General features: G+C 64.4%; 17 protein-coding genes. 6 read left to right on the top strand and 11 right to left on the bottom strand.

The genetic code is table 11. The features are described 5' to 3' along the window. Positions 1-215: 215 nt before the first annotated feature. The 3 genes from hisG to hisS all read right to left on the bottom strand — a co-directional run bounded on the left by hisG (position 216) and on the right by hisS (position 3,770). Positions 216-917: an ATP phosphoribosyltransferase gene (gene hisG, locus NKH71_RS27665; RefSeq protein ID WP_352592594.1), complete on the bottom strand. Its 702-nt coding sequence runs from the start codon at positions 915-917 to the stop codon at positions 216-218. Beyond that, positions 914-2,029, bottom strand: coding sequence for an ATP phosphoribosyltransferase regulatory subunit (locus NKH71_RS27660; RefSeq protein WP_023716480.1), 1,116 nt, complete (start codon positions 2,027-2,029; stop codon positions 914-916). The genes hisG and NKH71_RS27660 overlap by 4 nt, the downstream gene beginning before the upstream one ends. A gap of 178 nt (positions 2,030-2,207) precedes the next feature. After that, positions 2,208-3,770, bottom strand: coding sequence for a histidine--tRNA ligase (gene hisS / locus NKH71_RS27655; protein WP_352592591.1), 1,563 nt, complete (start codon positions 3,768-3,770; stop codon positions 2,208-2,210). A 355-nt stretch (positions 3,771-4,125) separates the two neighbouring features. Between hisS and NKH71_RS27650 the strand changes: the two genes are divergently transcribed. Beyond that, complete coding sequence (locus NKH71_RS27650; protein WP_352482352.1) at positions 4,126-4,380, top strand: hypothetical protein; 255 nt, start codon at positions 4,126-4,128, stop codon at positions 4,378-4,380. 4 nt (positions 4,381-4,384) lie between these two features. Here NKH71_RS27650 and NKH71_RS27645 read toward each other — a convergent pair whose 3' ends face one another. Continuing rightward, a complete protein-coding gene (locus NKH71_RS27645; protein WP_352482353.1) occupies positions 4,385-5,020 on the bottom strand; it encodes a DNA-3-methyladenine glycosylase I in 636 nt (211 codons plus the stop codon). Positions 5,021-5,242: 222 nt separating this feature from the next. On the opposite strand from NKH71_RS27645, the gene NKH71_RS27640 reads away from it, so the two are divergent. Both NKH71_RS27640 and NKH71_RS27635 read left to right on the top strand, forming a co-directional pair. Next, positions 5,243-5,977, top strand: coding sequence for a L,D-transpeptidase (locus tag NKH71_RS27640; RefSeq protein WP_352482354.1), 735 nt, complete (start codon positions 5,243-5,245; stop codon positions 5,975-5,977). Positions 5,978-6,251: 274 nt separating this feature from the next. Beyond that, on the top strand, positions 6,252-7,172 hold the full coding sequence (locus NKH71_RS27635) for a bifunctional 5,10-methylenetetrahydrofolate dehydrogenase/5,10-methenyltetrahydrofolate cyclohydrolase (protein WP_023716475.1): 921 nt from the start codon (positions 6,252-6,254) through the stop codon (positions 7,170-7,172). 9 nt (positions 7,173-7,181) lie between these two features. On the opposite strand, the gene NKH71_RS27630 is transcribed toward NKH71_RS27635, so the two are convergent. The 6 genes from NKH71_RS27630 to NKH71_RS27605 form a co-directional block, all read right to left on the bottom strand. Then, a complete protein-coding gene (locus NKH71_RS27630; RefSeq protein ID WP_352482356.1) occupies positions 7,182-8,183 on the bottom strand; it encodes a hypothetical protein in 1,002 nt (333 codons plus the stop codon). A gap of 31 nt (positions 8,184-8,214) precedes the next feature. Further along, positions 8,215-9,516 (bottom strand): glycolate oxidase subunit GlcF, encoded by a 1,302-nt coding sequence (glcF, locus tag NKH71_RS27625; RefSeq protein WP_352482357.1) that lies wholly within the window; start codon positions 9,514-9,516, stop codon positions 8,215-8,217. A gap of 68 nt (positions 9,517-9,584) precedes the next feature. Beyond that, positions 9,585-9,968, bottom strand: coding sequence for a DUF4870 family protein (locus NKH71_RS27620; protein ID WP_023716473.1), 384 nt, complete (start codon positions 9,966-9,968; stop codon positions 9,585-9,587). Next, on the bottom strand, positions 9,965-11,221 hold the full coding sequence (locus NKH71_RS27615; RefSeq protein WP_352791180.1) for an FAD-binding protein: 1,257 nt from the start codon (positions 11,219-11,221) through the stop codon (positions 9,965-9,967). Before NKH71_RS27615 ends, NKH71_RS27620 begins: the two co-directional genes overlap by 4 nt. Before the next feature lie 223 nt (positions 11,222-11,444). Further along, positions 11,445-12,941, bottom strand: a complete 1,497-nt coding sequence (locus NKH71_RS27610) for an FAD-linked oxidase C-terminal domain-containing protein (RefSeq protein ID WP_352482360.1) — start codon at positions 12,939-12,941, stop codon at positions 11,445-11,447. A 138-nt stretch (positions 12,942-13,079) separates the two neighbouring features. Beyond that, on the bottom strand, positions 13,080-14,363 hold the full coding sequence (locus tag NKH71_RS27605) for a DUF3422 family protein (protein ID WP_023716470.1): 1,284 nt from the start codon (positions 14,361-14,363) through the stop codon (positions 13,080-13,082). A 364-nt stretch (positions 14,364-14,727) separates the two neighbouring features. Between NKH71_RS27605 and NKH71_RS27600 the strand changes: the two genes are divergently transcribed. Genes NKH71_RS27600 through NKH71_RS27590 form a run of 3 tightly spaced genes read left to right on the top strand, consistent with a single transcriptional unit; the run spans position 14,728 to position 17,532 of the window. Beyond that, a complete protein-coding gene (locus NKH71_RS27600) occupies positions 14,728-15,531 on the top strand; it encodes a FadR/GntR family transcriptional regulator (RefSeq protein WP_352482361.1) in 804 nt (267 codons plus the stop codon). Positions 15,532-15,586: 55 nt separating this feature from the next. Further along, positions 15,587-16,723, top strand: a complete 1,137-nt coding sequence (locus NKH71_RS27595; protein WP_023716468.1) for an alpha-hydroxy acid oxidase — start codon at positions 15,587-15,589, stop codon at positions 16,721-16,723. 38 nt (positions 16,724-16,761) lie between these two features. Continuing rightward, positions 16,762-17,532, top strand: coding sequence for a metallophosphoesterase family protein (locus NKH71_RS27590; RefSeq protein WP_352791198.1), 771 nt, complete (start codon positions 16,762-16,764; stop codon positions 17,530-17,532). Positions 17,533-17,560: 28 nt separating this feature from the next. On the opposite strand, the gene NKH71_RS27585 is transcribed toward NKH71_RS27590, so the two are convergent. Beyond that, positions 17,561-17,701, bottom strand: coding sequence for a hypothetical protein (locus NKH71_RS27585; RefSeq protein ID WP_023716466.1), 141 nt, complete (start codon positions 17,699-17,701; stop codon positions 17,561-17,563). Positions 17,702-17,871 lie beyond the last annotated feature (170 nt).

The following is a 17,871-nucleotide window of genomic DNA, read 5'->3' as shown; positions in this document are numbered from 1 at the left end:
GATATCCGATCTCCCCCCTTGCGGGTGAGATGCCCGGCAGGGCAGAGGGGGGGCGAAGGATCGCCAAGTTCGACTTCAGCACCCCCAACCGGGAACGGATGAGGCTCCGATTGGCTGACAGGTCGGCGGGACAGCACCCCCCTCTGGCCTGCCGGCCATCTCCCCCGCAAGGAGGGAGATTGGCAGCTTGGCCGACGGCGCCTGCTCCGCAATCGTCAACTCGAGTTCACCAACGCCATCCTGGCCGCAATATCGCGCAAGATCGCCTCGTCGGCCGGAGCGCGCATCTTCCGCGACGCCACGAGACAGGCCTGCGAGCGCAGGATCACGCCGTCGGCGAGCACCTTGAGATGGTTGGCGCGCAGCGTCGCGCCTGACGTGGTGATGTCGACGACGATGTCGGCCAATCCGGCCGCCGGCGCGCCTTCGGTGGCGCCGAGGCTTTCGACGATGCGGTAGACCTGGATGCCGTGCTTTTGCGAAAAGAATTGCTGGGTCAGGCGCCAGTATTTGGTGGCGATCCTGAGCCGCCGGCCATGGCGCTGGCGAAAATCGGCGGCGACGTCGTCGAGGTCGGCCATGGTGTCGACGTCGAGCCAGATGTCGGGCACGGCGACGACGACGTCGGCATTGCCGAAACCGAGGCGGGCGATGATTTCGGCGCGTGCCTCGCAGTCGGCGAGGTTTTCGCGCAGCAGGTCCTCGCCGGTGATGCCGAGATCGACCGAGCCCTGGCCGATTTCGCCTGCGATCTCGGAAGCCGACAGGAAGGCTATCTCGACGCTGTCCAGGCCATCGATGCGGGCGCGGTATTTGCGCTCGTCGCCGGGCAGGCTGACGGCAAGCCCGGCCTTGGCCAGCACCTCCAGCGCCTGCTCCTTGAGCCGGCCCTTCGATGGGATCGCCAGCGTGATCATGGCGCTGTCTCCCGCAGCGCCTCGATGCGGTCGAGCCAGACAGAAAAACCGACGCCGGGGATCGGCGTCTTGGCGCCGAGCAGCGTCAGCAGCCGGTCGTAGCGGCCACCACCGGCCAGCGGCCGGTCGCCGCCTTGCGCCGCGACCTCGAAGACGAGGCCAGTGTAATAATCGAGCGGGCGGCCGAAGGCGGCATCGTAGCTGATTTCAGACATCGGCAGACCGAGGCTTTCGATGGCCGCGGCGCGGGCGGCAAAATTCTCCAGCGCAGTTCCCAGCGAAAGCCCGGCATCGGCGGCAAAACTTGCGAGCGCCCCGGCGGCGCTATCTAGCGGCACGTCGATCGCCAGGAAACCCTTCAAAGCCGCAAATGCCTCGTTCGACAGCCGGACGCTGCGCAGTTCGGCTTTCTCGATTAGCCGCCGCGCAATCTCGGACGGCGAACGCCCGGCCGTTGCCGACAGGCCGGCCTCTTCCATGCCGCCGGCGATATGCGCCGAAAGAGCCTCCAGATCGCCGTCGAGGACAAGCGCTGCCACCGCGCCGGCGATCTGGCTGTTGCGCGGCGGATTGGCGAGGTCGGCAAGCGCCGCTTCCAGCATTGGCGCCGAGCCGAAGGCGCGGGCCAGCCGCATGCGCCAGCCGCGCGGCAGGCCAAGCGCTGCCAGCACCGCCTCGAAGATGGTCTGGTCGCCAAGCGTCACCGCCAGCTCCCGTCCGGGCAGCACCAGCGAAAGCAGCGCATGCGCATCGGCCAGCGAACGCGCATCGGCGGCGGCCGTGTCGCGGTCGCCGAGGTCCTCGATGCCGGCCTGGAAGAATTCGTTGCCGCCCTCGCGGCGCTGGCGAAACACCTCGCCGAGATAGGAATAGCGGCGCGGCGTGCCGGCCTGGCTGGCAATGTGGTCGAGGCAGACCGGAATCGTGAATTCCGGCCGCAGGCAAAGCGTCTGCCCGGTCTCGCTTTCGGTGAGGAAAATCCTCCGGCGCAAATCCTCGCCCGCCATGTCGAGGAACGGATCGGCCGGCTGCAGCACGGCGACCTCGACCGCATGGGTGTTGCGCGCGGCGAAGAGCGTCGCGATGTCGGATGCGATGGCGGGGGAGGTCATGGGGATGTGGGGCGCGAGGCACCCCCCTCTGGCCTGCCGGCCATCTCCCCCGCAAGGGGGGAGATTGGATATCGCGCCTGCTTTCGCCAATCTCCAGCGTTGGAAAGAAGACGGTGAGGCTGAAGCTGCCAATCTCCCCCCTTGAGGGGGAGATGGCCGGCAGGCCAGAGGGGGGTGCTCACGCGCCACCTTTCGCCCGGTCGGCCGCCTGCGCCGCCAGTATCTTCTTCACCTCGGCGACCAGATCGCCTTCCGCCACGGTCACCTGCGCCGGCCGTGCGGCGCGCCATTCGGCGTTGTCGGCGATCTCGGCCGACATCTTCGCGCCTTCGATCAGGTCCTTGATCTGCAGCTCGCCCTTGGCGCGCTCGTCGCCGCCCTGGATGACGGCGACCGGGCTGCCGCGGCGGTCGGCATATTTGAGCTGCGCCTTCATGCCGGCGCCGCCGAGATACATTTCCGAGCGGATGCCGGAGGCGCGCAGCTCGGCGACCATCTTCTGGTAGCGGCCGAGACTTTCCGTATCCTTGTCCATCACCAGCACGACGACCGGCGCGATCACATCCGAAATGTCGAGCTTGCCGAGGTTCTTCAGCGCCGTCATCAAGCGGGAGACGCCGATCGAAAAACCGGTCGCCGGCACCGGCTCGCCGCGGAAGCGCGAGACGAGGCCGTCATAGCGGCCGCCACCGCCGACCGAGCCGAAGCGCACGATCTGGCCGTCCTCATTGGGGATCTCGGCCAGCAGCTCGGCCTCGTAGACCGGGCCGGTGTAATATTCGAGGCCGCGGACGACGGAGGGGTCGATGCGGATGCGATCCTCACCGTAGCCGCTTTGTGCGACCATGGTTCTTATCTGTTCCAGCTCTGCAAGGCCCTCGACAAACGACGCATTCGTTATGCCCAGATGTTCGAGTTTCCTTTCCTCGACAAGATTGCTGAGTCCGGGGTTGATGGATCCCAGTGTCTGGACAATTTTTTCGGGATCGTGCTGCGCCATGACTGTGAAATAGCTGATCACAACGTCGATTTGCGCATTATCCAGCCCGGCACCTTTGGTGAAATCACCGCTCTCGTCCTTGCGCCCTGCACCCAAAAGCAGGCGCACGCCCTCGACGCCCAACTTGTCCAGCTTGTCGATCGCGCGCAGCACCTGCAGGCGGCGGCCAGCGTTCTCCTCGCCGCCGAGGCCGATCGCCTCGAGCACGCCGTCGAGCACCTTGCGGTTGTTGACGCGGATGACGTAGTCGCCGCGCTTGATGCCGAGCGCCTCCATCACATCGGCCATCATCATCGCCATCTCGGCGTCGGCGGCGACGCCCGGCGTGCCAACCGTGTCGGCATCGAACTGCATGAACTGGCGGAATCGGCCGGGACCGGGCTTCTCGTTGCGAAACACCCAGCCGGAGCGATAGCTGCGATAGGGCTTCGGCAGGCGTTCGAAATTTTCGGCGACAAAGCGCGCCATCGGCGCGGTCAGGTCGTAGCGCAGCGACAGCCACTGGTCGTCATCGTCCTGGAACGAGAACACGCCCTCGTTCGGCCGGTCCTGGTCGGGCAAAAATTTGCCGAGCGCATCGGTGTATTCGATCAGCGGCTGGTCGACCGGCTCGAAACCGTAAAGCTCGAAGACCGAGCGGATCGTCGCCATCATCTTCTCGACGGCGCGCAGATCGTCGGCGCCGCGGTCGACAAAGCCGCGCGGAAGCCGCGCTTTCATCTTTTCGGATTTGTCGGCCATGGGATGGGTACTCGGTGGTTTCGTGGCGCTCCGGGGATCGGTTAAATATCCGATTTCCACGGCGCGGGTGTCCTAACCGATGCAGCCGGGAGCGGCAAGGGTTTGCGCTTCTTCCTTCTCTCCTTGTGGGAGAAGGTGGCCGAGCGAAGCTCGGTCGGATGAGAGGTGTTCCAGGGAACGCCTGCGCCTCATTTCTTCCAACACCCCTCAACCGTCTCGGCGCTGCGCGCCGATCCACCTTCTCCCACAAGGGGAGAAGGCAAGAAAAAGAAGCTGAAACAATTGCGCCATGCGCGCGGCATCGTGCCGACACAATCCGGGCCGATAAGCGCGCCGAAACAAGGGGTTCGGGGCCATGGCCACGCTACAGAAGTTCGACATCATCGATAGCGGCGCACGCGACGCCCCGGTCCGGCTGCGGCCGGCCGATGGTTATGGGCCAAAAACGACGAAGCAAATCGCCGGACTGTTCGAGATCGCGGCGCAACAGCGCAGCGGGCCGACCATGCGCGACGTGCTGATGACCGGCCTGCTGGTGATCTATCCGGTGTTCGCCGCGCTGGCGGCCATCCTGGCCGGGTTTTTCCTGGCCGGCGCCGGCGGCGCCTGAGCCGCTATTTCGGCCGCCTGAACGCTTTCCGCTCCGCCTCGACCGGTTCCCGGCAGACGCAGCCCTCGAGATGGTCGTTGACCAGCCCCATCGCCTGCATGAAAGCGTAGACGGTGGTCGGGCCGACAAAGCTCCAGCCGCGCTTCTTCAGCTCCTTCGAAATGCGGACCGAAACGGCCGTCGTCGGATTGGCGCGCAGATGGGCGAGGTCGACGATCTCGGGCCGCTCGTCCGGGCCGGGCTCGAACTTCCAGAACCAGGCGGCCAGCGAGCCGGCCTCGTTGATGAGTTCGCGGGCGCGTTTGGCGTTGTTGATGGTCGAAACGATCTTGCCGCGGTGACGGATGATGCCGGCATTGCCGAGCAGGCGCTCGACATCGGCGTCGGTGAAGGCGGCGATCTTGTCGACATCGAAGCCGGCGAAGGCCTCGCGGAAATTGTCGCGCTTGCGCAATATGGTCAGCCAGGACAGGCCCGACTGAAAGCCTTCGAGGCAGATCTTTTCGAACAGCCGGCGATCGTCGGCGACCGGCCGGCCCCATTCGTGGTCGTGGTAGTGCAGATAATCCGGCAGGTTGCCGTGCCAGAAGCAGCGGGCGATGCCGTCGGGACCAGCAAGCAGACCTGTCTTTTCGTCCATGGCGGAATTCCGTTCGTGTCTTGGCGTTAACGCGTTTTGAAGCGGCCTTTACCGCGGCTTTACCAGATTCCTGAACCGGGCGGTAACCACACCAAAAGGTTTACTGACAGACAGGCATTTTACGCATTCCGATTCATGTTTCGGTTGCCGCTTCGCGCCCAATGTCGCGGAAATCGGGGAGGCTTTGCGCCCCGGCATGTTCGACGATCAAGGTGCGATCCGATGAAGATATTCTTGTTCCCACTGTTCGGCGCCGCGGCCGTGCTTGCCGTCGGCGCCGCCAATGCCAACGACCGCTATGCCGAGAGGCCGCCGGTGGTGGTCAGCCCCGACCTTTCGGCGCCCTGGGTGCTGCAGCTCGGCCATGCGCCGGGCATCGTGCGGCAGAGCCGGCAGGAAGCGCAGCCGCTACGGCGCTACCGGCGGCAAGCTGAACCCGATCAGTTGCGCACCGCAGCGGTGCAGGCGCCGGCCAAACGCATGGTGATGCGGCCGCAGATCGATCCCGTCTATTTGCCGCAGGAAGTCGCCTATGACGGCCCGCAGAAGCCGGGCACGATCGTCATCGATACGAGAGAGAATTTCCTCTATCTGGTCGAGAAGAACGGCAAGGCGCGGCGCTACGGCGTCGGCACCGGCAAGCCGGGCTTCGAATGGTCCGGCACTCACAAGATCACCAACAAGCGGGTCTGGCCGGACTGGCGGCCGCCGGCGGTGATGATCGCCCGCGAAGCCGCAAAGGGCCGTTATCTGCCAACCTATCTCGCCGGCGGCATGGAAAACCCGCTCGGCGCACGCGCGCTCTATCTCGGCTCGACCGAATACCGCATCCACGGCACCAACCAGCCCTGGACCATCGGCGGCGCGGTGTCGTCGGGCTGCATCCGCATGCGCAACGAGGATGTGGTCGATCTTTACGAACGCGTGAATATCGGAACAACGGTGGTGGTGATATAGTTGCCGCGACGAATCATCTGGTCTAGAAAGACATTAGCTTTGGCTTTCTGAGGCCAGATGAATAAACAACGGGGGACGGGCCGTGTGGGGATGCGGCCAGTCACGAAAGGGCAGCGCGGCAAGCCGTGCTGCCCTTTTTGTTTCCGCCAGCGAGAATTGACGAAGATTTCGCCGGCACGTCGCGCGACAGGCATAGCGGTTCGCTTTTCGCGCTGCCTTTTCGCCGTCCCTTTGCTATGTGGCAGCCAAAATTCCAGACAAAGGCCCTATCTCGATGTCCCTCTCCGATGACAGCCGCTATCTCAAGGGCGGCCCGGTTGCCCAACGCATCATCGCCAGCGTGCGCGAGGACGCGGCGATCGCCACCGCCGAAGGCTTTCCGCCCAAGCTGGTGTCGATCACCGTCGGCGACACAGCGGCGGTCGACATCTATGTCCGCAACCAGCGCGCCAAGGCGGGGCTGGCCGGAATCGGCTTCGAGGAGAGGCGCTTTCGCGCCGACATCACTGCCGGCGAACTCGAAGCTGCGATCCACGGCCTCAACGCCGACCCGCGCGTCACCGGCATCATCATCCAGCGACCGGTGCCGGTGCATATCCCGATCAAGACGCTGCAGGCGGCGGTGCATCCACTCAAGGACGTCGAGGGCATGCATCCGGCGTCGATCGGCAACATCGTCTACAACCAGCTCGACCTGGCGCCCTGCACTGCCGCTGCCTCGGTCGAACTGCTCAGGGAAACCGGCCTCGACCTCAAGGGGCTCGAAGTGGTGGTCGTCGGCCACTCCGAGATTGTCGGCAAGCCGATCGCCTTCCTTTTGATGAGCGAAGGCGCGACGGTAACCGTCTGCCATCACATGACACGCTCGGTGGCGGCACACGCACGCCGCGCCGACGCGCTGTTCGTGGCCGTCGGCAAGCCGCGGCTGATCAAGGCCGACATGGTCAAGCCGGGCGCCGCCGTGATTGATATCGGCATCAATTCGGAAATCGGACCGGACGGCGAAAGCCGCATCGTCGGCGACGTCGATGCCGAGAGCGTCAGGCACGTCGCGTCGTGGATCACGCCGGTGCCGGGCGGCGTCGGCCCGATCACCGTGGCGATCCTGCTGCGCAACACCATGGTGGCGCTCAGCCGCCAGCGCGCCCGCTACCAGGCAACCTACGGCACGGCGGACAGACTGGCGGCGGAGTAGGCGCTTTCGTCACGTGCATTGCGGCACATGGCAGGTGATCCGGGACTCGTCATCCCAGAAGACGTAGAGCATGCCGCCGCTGCCCCAGAAGAAACCGGCGAGTGAATCGAACTGGAGAAGAAATTTCATTTGCCGGTCCGTCCCGGGAACGACTGGAAACTGCGGCCCCTGAATCCATGACGGCAGCCCACCAAGCCGAAACAGGTTTTGCCTTGAATTGCTTATCCCGTACGACTGCCTGAGCCACCGTTTAGGGGTCGGTGCCAACCGAACAGTTTTTTTCTCGGCGGCTTTTGCAGGCCTCTCAATGTAGGGCGAATGCAGAGGCGCGATCGGCGTCGGCACACCGGCAGCGTCGTGGGAATAGTAGGTCGGTTCGAGAGAATTCGCACAGGTCTCGATACGGAGTCTGGGAAGAGGCATCGTCAGCTCAAGATCGTCCAGCGTAACCAGATGTATCAGTCGCTCTCGACAGGTCGGGCACACTGCCGATCCTTCGCCGCCGACCGTAAGTGGCCTGCCAGTCGCCGGCAGATGCCAGGTAGGATGATTGCGGTGCGTCGGAAAAGACATGTCGCTCGGAGCGCCCTCCTCAAAGCTGAAATGATGACATGCCGGCGGCGAACGAGGATCATCATGCGTCAGCCAGTCTGCGAAATCGGGAATGTCGCCCAAGGTACTGTCTGGAAACAATTCCGGCGCCTGCAAGGCGACGTGAGCCAGCAGATCCTCCACGTCTATTCCGCGTTTCACTTCCTCTTGCAGGAAAAATGCCAGACGAGCCAAATGCGCGTCGTCGAGAAACGAAACGGCGTCGATAATCAGATTGTCTTGCTGGACGTCGGCTTCTACCGCTGCCTTTATGAGCGCAAACAGGAATTCGGACCCATCCTTGAGATGACGAACGATGATTGTCTGGCATTCGCCATAGCTGGCCTGGAACGTCGCCGGCGATCTGTCCGACAGCAGCCGAACGACGGTTCCAATCTCTTCGGATTTTGGGTTGGGCATCTCGGCAGTCTCATTGGCGGGTGCGCAGCAATCAAACCAATTTTGGCGGCTCGCCGCCATAGGCCCAGTCGAGCAGCTTTATCGTATGCACCACCGGCAGCGTCGCGGCGGAGGCGATCTGGGTGATGCAGCCGATGTTGCCGGTGGCGACGATTTCAGCGCCGGTCGCCTCGATATTCCTGACCTTGCGGTCGCGCAGCGTCGCCGAAATCCCGGGCTGCAGGATGTTGTAGGTGCCGGCAGAACCGCAGCAGAGATGCCCTTCGCGCGGCTCGCGCACGACGAACCCGGCCCGGACCAGAAGCTCCTTCGGCTGGCGGGTGATCTTCTGGCCATGCTGCATCGAGCAGGCCGAGTGATAGGCGACGATAGTGCCCGGTCTACGCACCGGTTCCGGCAGGTCGAGACTCCCGAGATATTCGGTGATGTCCTTGGCCAGCGCCGACACGCGCGCCGCCTTGTCGGCGTAGGCAGGATCGAGGCGCAGCATGAAGCCATAATCCTTGATGGTGGTGCCGCAGCCGGATGCGGTGATGACGATGCCATCGAGCCCACCCTGCTCGATGGCGCGCGTCCAGGCGTCGACGTTCCGTCGGGCCGACGCCAAGGCAGCGTCCTCGCGTCCCATGTGATGCACCAGCGCGCCGCAGCAGCCCTCGCCCTGCGGGACGACGACCTCGACACCAAGCCGGGTCAGCAGCGAAATCGCCGTGTCGTTGATGCCGGGATCGAGCACTGATTGCGCGCAGCCGGTGAGGATGGCGACGCGGCCATTTTTCTTGCCGCCCTGCCCCGCATGGACGCCCGGCGAAGCCATCGGCGAGACTGCCGGGACCGACGCCGGTGCAAGCTTGAGCATGGCGCCCAGCGGCCTCAAGGCCTGGATTTTCTCGAACAGGCCGGCGAATGGCTGGCCGAGCTTCGCCAGCTTGAGCGCCGCGCGAAAGCGCGAGGGATAAGGCAGCACGAACGCCAGCATGGCGCGTGTCAGGCGATCGGCCAGCGGACGCTTGTAGGTCTGCTCGATATGGGCGCGGGCATGGTCGACCAGATGCATATAGTTGACGCCCGACGGGCAGGTGGTCATGCAGGCGAGGCAGGACAGGCAGCGGTCGATATGGGTGACGATCTCCTTGTCTGCGGGACGGCCGTTCTCCAGCATGTCCTTGATCAGGTAAATCCGGCCGCGCGGCGAATCCAGTTCGTTGCCGAGCGTCACATAAGTCGGGCAGGTGGCGGTGCAGAAGCCGCAATGCACGCATTTGCGCAGGATCTTTTCCGATTCCGCGACATGCGGATCGGCAAGCTGGGCAAGCGAGAAGGAGGTCTGCACGTAAACGAATCCTTACCGTTTGAGCATGATCTTTTCCCAAAACCGGTATCCGCTTTTTGGGATCATGCTCATAGTCCGAGGAACCAGCTTTCCGGGTTCTTGACCGCCTCGCCGCGCTGCAGCGCCTGCAGGCCGAGAATGCAGCGGGCAATGAACCAGACGGCGACAGCGACCATCAGCACGACGCCGACGACCACGACCATCAGCAGCGCCGAGATCAGTGCATAGAGCAGGCCGATCCAGAAGGTGCGGATCAGGAATGCGTAATGGCTTTCGACGAAGCCGCCGGCCTTGCCGCGGTTGATATAGGCCAGGACGATGCCGACAATGCCGCTGACGCCGATAACGAGGCCGGCGAGATAGAGGATATAGATGACCAGCGCGTTGGTCGGACCGGGCTCCAGCCAGCGGTCGGTCTGGCGTGACGTACCGTTTTGGCCTGCATCGCTCATTGCGCTCCTCCCTCGGTTGCTGGGGCGAGAGTAGCAGAGCCTGCGCCCGGCGCCATACGCCCGGGATTGAGGATATTCTTCGGGTCGAATTCGGCCTTCAGCCGCGCCGACAGTGCTGCAAGAGGCGGCGCTTGCGGTTCGAACACGGGTATCGCCGCGCGATGCGCAGGGGTTGCGCGAGCCAGCGTGGCATGGCCGCCGCCATGCTTTGTGATCAGCCCGCGCAACAGGCCGGCCTCTGGATCGTCCTGCTGCATGCGCAGCCAGATCAGCCCGCCCTGCCAATCGTAGAAGGCATCGACCGCGGCCTGCATGCGCAGCGCCAGCACCATAAGGTGGCCCTGCGACGGCGCCATCGAGACGCGCCACACCGGCCTTTCGCTGCCATCGGCGAACGGCGCGCAATCGCGGATGTCACGCCAGACAGAATACGAGACCGAACCGGAAATCTCCTGCAGCGGACCGGCGTTTTTCAGCAGGTCTTTCAGCGCCGCGATGCGGTAGGCGACCGACGGGCCGAAACCCTCGATGCGCAGCAGCGTCGCCGCATCGCTGCCGAGACTGCCGCCGGCGACCCGCGCGGCGACCCGTTCAGGGAGATGGGCCGCACTCGACACCTCCGCGCTGGAACCCAGTGCCAGCGCCATGGCGGCGGTGGCATGATCGTCGAGCAGGCCACGGATGGCGAGCGTGACTTCGGTCTCGGCAGCGGGAAGCACCTTGAAGGTGACGTCGGTGAACACCGCCAGCGTGCCCCAGCTGTTGGCCATCAGCTTGGACAGATCATAGCCGGTGACATTCTTGACCACACGGCCGCCCGACTTGAAGGCCTCGCCACGGCCGGAAACGGCCGCGATGCCAAGGATGTGATCGCGCGCAGCCCCGGCCTTCAGCCGCCGCGGGCCGGCAAGGTTCGCGGCCAGCACGCCGCCGATCGTGCCTCGTCCTGGTTCACCGCCGAGCAGCGGGCCGTAGTCCATCGGCTCGAAGGCCAGTTGCTGGCCGTTTTCGGCAAGCAGGCTTTCGATCGCGGCCAGCGGCGTGCCGGCTTTCGCCGACAGCACCAGTTCGGCCGGCTCATAGAGCGTGACGCCGGACAGGTTCGACAGGTCGAGCGTATGCTCGCTCTGCTGCGGCCGGCCGATGCCGCGCTTGGAACCATGGCCGAGGATCTCGAGCGGCGAGTCTTCCGCTGCGGCCCAGGCGATGGTGGAGAGGGTTTCCGCTGATGTGGTCGGGGTGAAGGTGGTCATGCGGCAGAACCACCAGTCGTAAATGACGAGAAGCCGCGATCCTTCCCACCCCCCTCTGTCCTGCCGGACATCTCCCCCGCAAGGGGGGAGATCGGATGTCGCTTAGGCTTTCGCCAACCATCAACGCTTGAAGGCGAGCAGGACGTTGAAGCAGCCAATCTCCCCCCTTGCGGGGGAGATGTCCGGCAGGACAGAGGGGGGTGTCCAAGCGCCAACATACCCCTCAAAACCTCGGAATGTCCGGAAACGCCGTCTGCCCGCGATGCACGTGCATCCTTCCGAGTTCGGCGCATCGCCTCAGCTGCGGAAACACCTTGCCTGGGTTGAGCAGGTGATTGGGGTCGAAGGCGCATTTGACGCGCATCTGCTGGTCGAGATCGATCTGGTTGAACATTTCCGGCATCAGGTCGCGCTTCTCGACGCCGACCCCGTGCTCACCGGTCAGCACGCCGCCGACCTTGACGCAGAGCCGCAATATGTCGGCGCCGAAACTCTCCGCCTTGTCGAGCTCGCCGGGCACGTTGGCGTCGTAGAGGATCAGCGGATGCAGATTGCCGTCGCCGGCGTGGAAGACATTTGCGACGCCGAGCCCGTATTTCTCCGACAGTTCGCGCATGCCGGCGAGGACGCGCGGCAATTCCTTGCGCGGGATGGTGCCGTCCATGCAGTAATAGTCGGGCGAGATGCGGCCGACCGCCGGGAAGGCTGCCTTGCGGCCGGCCCAGAAACTCAGCCGCTCCTGCTCCGATTGCGAAATGCGGCATGTGGTCGAGCCGTTCCTATAGGCAATGGCTTCGACCAGGCCGATCAGATGGTCGACCTCGACACCCGGCCCGTCCAGCTCGACGATCAGCAGCGCCTCGACATCCAGGGGATAGCCGGCCTGGACGAAATCCTCGGCGGCGTGGATGGCCGGGCGGTCCATCATCTCCATGCCGCCCGGGATGATGCCGGCGCCGATGATGTCGGCGACACATTGGCCGGCTTGCTCGCTGGTCGGGAAGCCGATCAGCAGGGCACGCGCCGTCTCGGGCTTCTTCAAAATGCGGACGGTGACCTCGGTGACGACACCGAGCAATCCTTCGGAGCCGGTCATCACGCCGAGCAGGTCGTAGCCTTCCGCGTCGAGATGGCTGCCGCCGAGGCGCACCACCTCGCCATTCATCAGCACCATCTCGATACCAAGCACATTATTGGCGGTGAGACCGTATTTTAGGCAGTGCACGCCGCCGGAATTTTCCGCGACATTGCCGCCGATCGAGCAGGCGATCTGGGAGGATGGATCGGGGGCGTAATAGAAGCCCTCCTGCTCGACGGCGGTGGTGATGCCGAGATTGGTGACGCCGGGCTGAGCGACGACGATGCGGTTCTGGAAATCGATCTCGAGGATGCGGTTGAAGCGGCTCATCACCAGCAGCACCGCGTCTTCCAGCGGCAGCGCGCCGCCGGAGAGCGAGGTGCCGGAGCCGCGCGGCACGACGCGGATATTGCGGTCACTGCAATATTTCAGCACGCGCGAGACCTGCGCCACGGTTTGCGGCAGCACCACGACCAGCGGCAATTGCCGGTAGGCGGTGAGCCCATCGCTCTCGAAGGCGCGCATCGCATTGGCTGCGTCGACGACGCCCTCGCCCGGCACGATGATGCGCATATCGGCGACGATCTCATCGCGCCGGCGCAGCGTGGCGTCGTCTGGTTTCGGCATCGCAAGACCGGACATCGACAGCCTCCTTCGACCGACTGGTAAAAATCTTTTACCAGCGACGGCTATCGGTTGCAAATGCCGCTTTGGCCGGGATCGCGGGCCTATGGCCGGGACAGCCTTTCGCAGCGGCAATCTGCCGCTGCGCGCCCCACACTACTCGCCCGGCTGCTTGCCCGGTTCGGAGTGCATGCGGCGGACACGGCGCACGCCCCACCAGACGAGCAGGACGGCGAGCGGCACCGAGGCGGCGGTGACCATTTCCGGCGCAAAGGCATGGCCGAAGATCGAGGCGCCCTTGGCGACGTAGCCGATGAGGCCGACGACATAGTAGGAAACGGCGGCGACCGAGAGTCCCTCCACCGTCTGCTGCAGGCGCAATTGCAGGCGGGCGCGATTGTTCATCGATGCCAAGAGATCGCGGTTCTGCTTCTCGACCTCGACGTCGACCCAGGTGCGCAGCAGCGTGGTGGCACGGGTCAGCTTGCGCGACAGATTGGCCTGGCGCTCCTCGACCGAACGGCAGGTGCGCATGGCCGGCGCGACGCGCCGCTGCAGGAACCCGCCCCAGGTGTCGTAGCCGGGCACGGCTTCTTCCTCGAGCGCCTCCAGCCGCTCGCCGACGATGCCGTCATAGGCACGGCTGGCGCCGAACCGGTAGAGGCTGGAGGCGGCATCCGCCTCCAGTTCGGCGGCAAGTTCGGTCAGGTCGGCCAGCAAGGTCTGGCTGTCGCGGGTTTCGGCGACCTTCATTTCCAGCGTGGTCTGGGCCAGCCTGTCCTCGATGCGGCGGGCACGCCCCGAAAGCATCAGCGCCAGCGGCAGCCCAAGCATGGCCAGCGTGCGGTAGGTCTCGATATCGATCAGCCGCTGCGACAGCGCCCCGGTGCGCGCCGGTGTCAGCCCGCGATCGAGCACCAGCATGCGGGTCAAGCCGTCGCCATCCTGGCGGAAATCGGTGACGATGGCCGCGTTGCCGCGCTCGACCAGCGAATAGCACAGGCTGGTCGGGTCGAAGCCGGCGATCAGCCGCTCGTTCGCCGGTGTCCATTTGCGGATTTCGAGCCTGATGCCGGAAATCACCGTGCCCGGCGGCGAAAACCCGTTGCCGAAGGGGGTATCTTCTTGCCCCCTGCCGTTTTCGGCGAGCGGCCCTTCCCAGAGATAGGTCGAGAACTCCGTGTGCCGTTCCCAGCGCAGCGAGCCCTTGCCCCACTTCATCGCGTGATGGCGGGCATGGCGGTCGGGCGCGGCAATACCAAGGCGCTGCGACAGTTCCGAAAGCACTGCCAGATCGACGCTCGATCCGCCTTCGGTCATGAAGGAAAGCTGCACCAGCACGCGCGGCTTTTCGACCAGCGGATGCGGTCGGGCGTGGACCTCGCCGAGCGCGCCGGGCCGACCTTCGTGCGCCGGAAAGCCCATGACGCTGCCGCCCATGGCTTTGGCGCGCAGCTGGAATTCGAGATTGGACGGGTCGGCGTCTGGCACGGCTGGTCCCCCGGGCTTCTCTGAGCCCTTTGGCAATGATGTCCCTCTAGAGCGGTTTTATCGTTTCACGGAAACGCCGAACCGCTCTATCCCTTTGATTCTGCGCAATTCCGGACGGAAAACCGTTTCACACTTTTCCTGGAATTGCTCTAGAGGCAATCGCCAGGGGACGCAAACAGCCAGTTTAGCAGAAGGTGATATGAAGCCGCGGCTGTGAAACCGACCCGGCCGGGCGAATTGGATAAATAATTTGACCAGTTGGCGACGCTGGCTTTATCTTGCGCGACATCGGTTCAACCCCCAGGCACCCCGTTTGAGCGACATTTTCTCCCGGATCGAGCATTCGCGCACCGCCGACGAGGTGGTGCAGCAGATCGAGAGCCTGATCCTCGAAGGCGTGCTGCGCACCGGCGACCGGCTGCCGGGCGAGCGCGAGCTGGCGCGCCAGTTCGAGGTGTCGCGGCCGATCCTGCGCGATGCCTTGAAAGCCTTGGAAGGGCGCGGGCTATTGACGACACGGCCAGGCGGCGGCACCCATGTCGCCGACGTCATCGGCCAGCTGTTCACGAAGCCGGTGGCCGACCTGATCTCGATGCATCGCAAGGCGGTGACCGACTATCTGGAGTACCGCCGCGAGATCGAGGCGGTGGCGGCGGAATATGCGGCGCGGCGCGCCACATCGGACGATCTGGCGCTGCTCGACCGCATCATGGCACGGATGGACGAGGCGCACCGGACCGGCAATTTCGACGACGAGGCGGAAATCGACGTTGAGTTCCATCACGCGATCTGCGAATGCGCGCACAACATCATCCTGCTGCACACGCTGCGCGCCTGTTACCGGCTGCTGTCGGAAGGCGTGTTCCAGAACCGGCGGCTGGTGTTCAGCGTGCCGGGTGCGCGCGAGGCGCTGCTTTCGCAGCACCGGGCAATCTACACCGCGGTCAAGGCCGGCGATCCGGCCGCGGCGCGGCAGGCGGCGATGGACCACATCTCCTATGTCGAACGGTCGATGGCCGAGGCCGAGCGCAGCGGCGACTGGCAGCGCGTGTCGCGGCTGAGGCTCAGGCAGCGCTCCGAGCCCGGTGATGGCGAGCCGGCAAGAAAACAGCCGTAGGCCGCGGCCAGAAAATTCAACGAAGAACCAGCGAAGAACCAGCGGAAAAAGATCCATGAGCAGCATCCTCACCATCGCCGACCTCAAGGACCTGGCGCGCCGCCGTGTGCCGAAGATGTTCTTCGACTACGCCGATTCCGGCGCCTGGACCGAAAGCACCTACCGAGCCAACGAAGAGGATTTCCAAAAGATCAAGTTCCGCCAGCGCGTGCTGGTCGACATGGACAACCGCTCGCTGGAATCGACCATGATCGGCGAGAAGGTGGCGATGCCGGTGGCGCTGGCGCCGACCGGCATGACCGGCATGCAGCATCCGGACGGCGAGATGCTGGCGGCGCAGGCGGCGGAAGAATTCGGCGTGCCGTTCACGCTGTCTACGATGAGCATCTGCTCGATCGAGGATGTCGCGTCGGTGACCAGGAAGCCGTTCTGGTTCCAGCTCTATGTGCTGCGCGACAAGGATTTCGTCTTCGATTTGATCGACCGGGCAAAGGCGGCGAAATGTTCGGCGCTGGTGCTGACGCTCGACCTGCAGATCCTGGGCCAGCGCCACAAGGATATCCGCAACGGGCTTTCGGCGCCGCCGCGGATGACGCCGAAGCACCTCTGGCAGATGGCGACAAGGCCACGCTGGTGCGTCGGCATGGCCGGGACCAAGCGCCGGAGCTTCCGCAACATCGTCGGCCATGCCAAGGGCGTCGGCGACCTCGCCTCGCTTTCGTCGTGGACGAAGGAGCAGTTCGATCCGCATCTGTCGTGGAAGGACGTCGCCTGGATCAAGGAGCGCTGGGGCGGCAAGCTGATCCTGAAAGGCATTCTCGACAAGGAAGATGCGATGATGGCGGCCAGGTCGGGTGCCGATGCGATCATCGTTTCCAACCATGGCGGCCGCCAGCTCGACGGCGCCTCGTCATCGATCATGGCGCTCGAAGAGATCGCCGATGCCGTCGGCGACACGATCGAGGTGCATATGGACGGCGGCATCCGTTCCGGCCAGGACGTGCTCAAAGCACTGTGCCTCGGCGCCAAGGGCACCTATATCGGCCGGCCTTTCCTGTACGGCCTCGGCGCACTCGGCAAGGAAGGGGTTACCAAGGCGCTGGAAATCATCCGCAAGGAGATGGACATAACGCTGGCACTGTGCGGAAAGCGTCTGGTCACCGACATGGGCAAGGATCAGCTTCGGCGCTAAAGTCCCGTGACGGCATGACCACGGAGGCGACGCAGGCATTGACGGAGCCCGGCATCAATTTTTACGAGGCGCGCGGACCGCAAGGCATGCGCCTTTTTGCGATCGGCGATGTGCACGGCCGGCTCGACCTGCTGGCCGCCATGCACCGGCGGATCGAGGCGGAGCTCGGTCAAAGGCCGTCGGCCGATTGGCGCGTGATCCATCTCGGCGACTATGTCGACCGCGGCCCGGACTCCAAAGGCGTCATCGATTTCCTGATCGACGCGCAAAAACGCGATCCGCGTCACCTGATGCTGGCCGGGAATCATGATCTCGGCTTTCTCGATTTTCTCGATGTCCCCGATCCGGACGGGCTGTTCATGCGCTATGGCGGCATCCAGACGGCGCTGTCGTATGGTGTGTCACTCGGTGGGAGCAGCGCCTGGTTTGGCCGCGCCGATGCGGCATTGCGGCAAGGGCACGCCGCACTGGTCGAGGCGGTGCCGCAGAACCATGTCGAATTCCTGCGCTCGCTGCCCTTTTCAGTGACGTTCGGCGATTTCTTCTTCTGCCATGCCGGCATCCGGCCCGGCATTGCGCTGGAAAGCCAGAGCCCGCAGGACCTGATCTGGATCCGCGAGGTCTTCCACGATCACACCGGTCTTCATCCCAAGATCGTGGTGCACGGCCATACGCCGGTGCCCAAGCCCGAGATCACAGGCAACCGCGTCAATGTCGACACCCTCGCCTGGCAGTCGGGAAACCTCACCGCGCTCGTCGTGGACGGCGCGGACAAGCATATCCTGACAGTCACGGGTGAGCGGGCTTAGGGAAGGCGTGGGGTTATGAGCAGAGGGTCTAGCGAAGCGCGGCGGTGACGCCGTAGCCGTCGACGGCATTGTGGTTGTTGGCTGCGTCGGCGGAATAAATGCCGAGGCCGCACAAGACAATGGCCGACAACATGGCAAAGGACAAAAAGGCTGCTTTCACGGACGTCATCTCTTGTTGAGCTTCCTGCATCTATACACGAGCGGGTTACCAATGCGTTGAAACGCAAAATTCGTCGCAAATGTCTGACGGTTTCGCGCTTCTAGGCATGTTCTGTATCGGCGGTGTGTCGCGCGGGTCACAGGATAGGTTCATCGCGGTTGCACGGAAGATGCAGAGCG

Source organism: Mesorhizobium sp. M0983 (assembly GCF_040318975.1).
GTDB lineage: Bacteria > Pseudomonadota > Alphaproteobacteria > Rhizobiales > Rhizobiaceae > Mesorhizobium.
The sequence above is the reverse complement of the archived record's forward strand: the minus strand, read 5'-3'. Positions and strand labels throughout refer to the sequence as shown.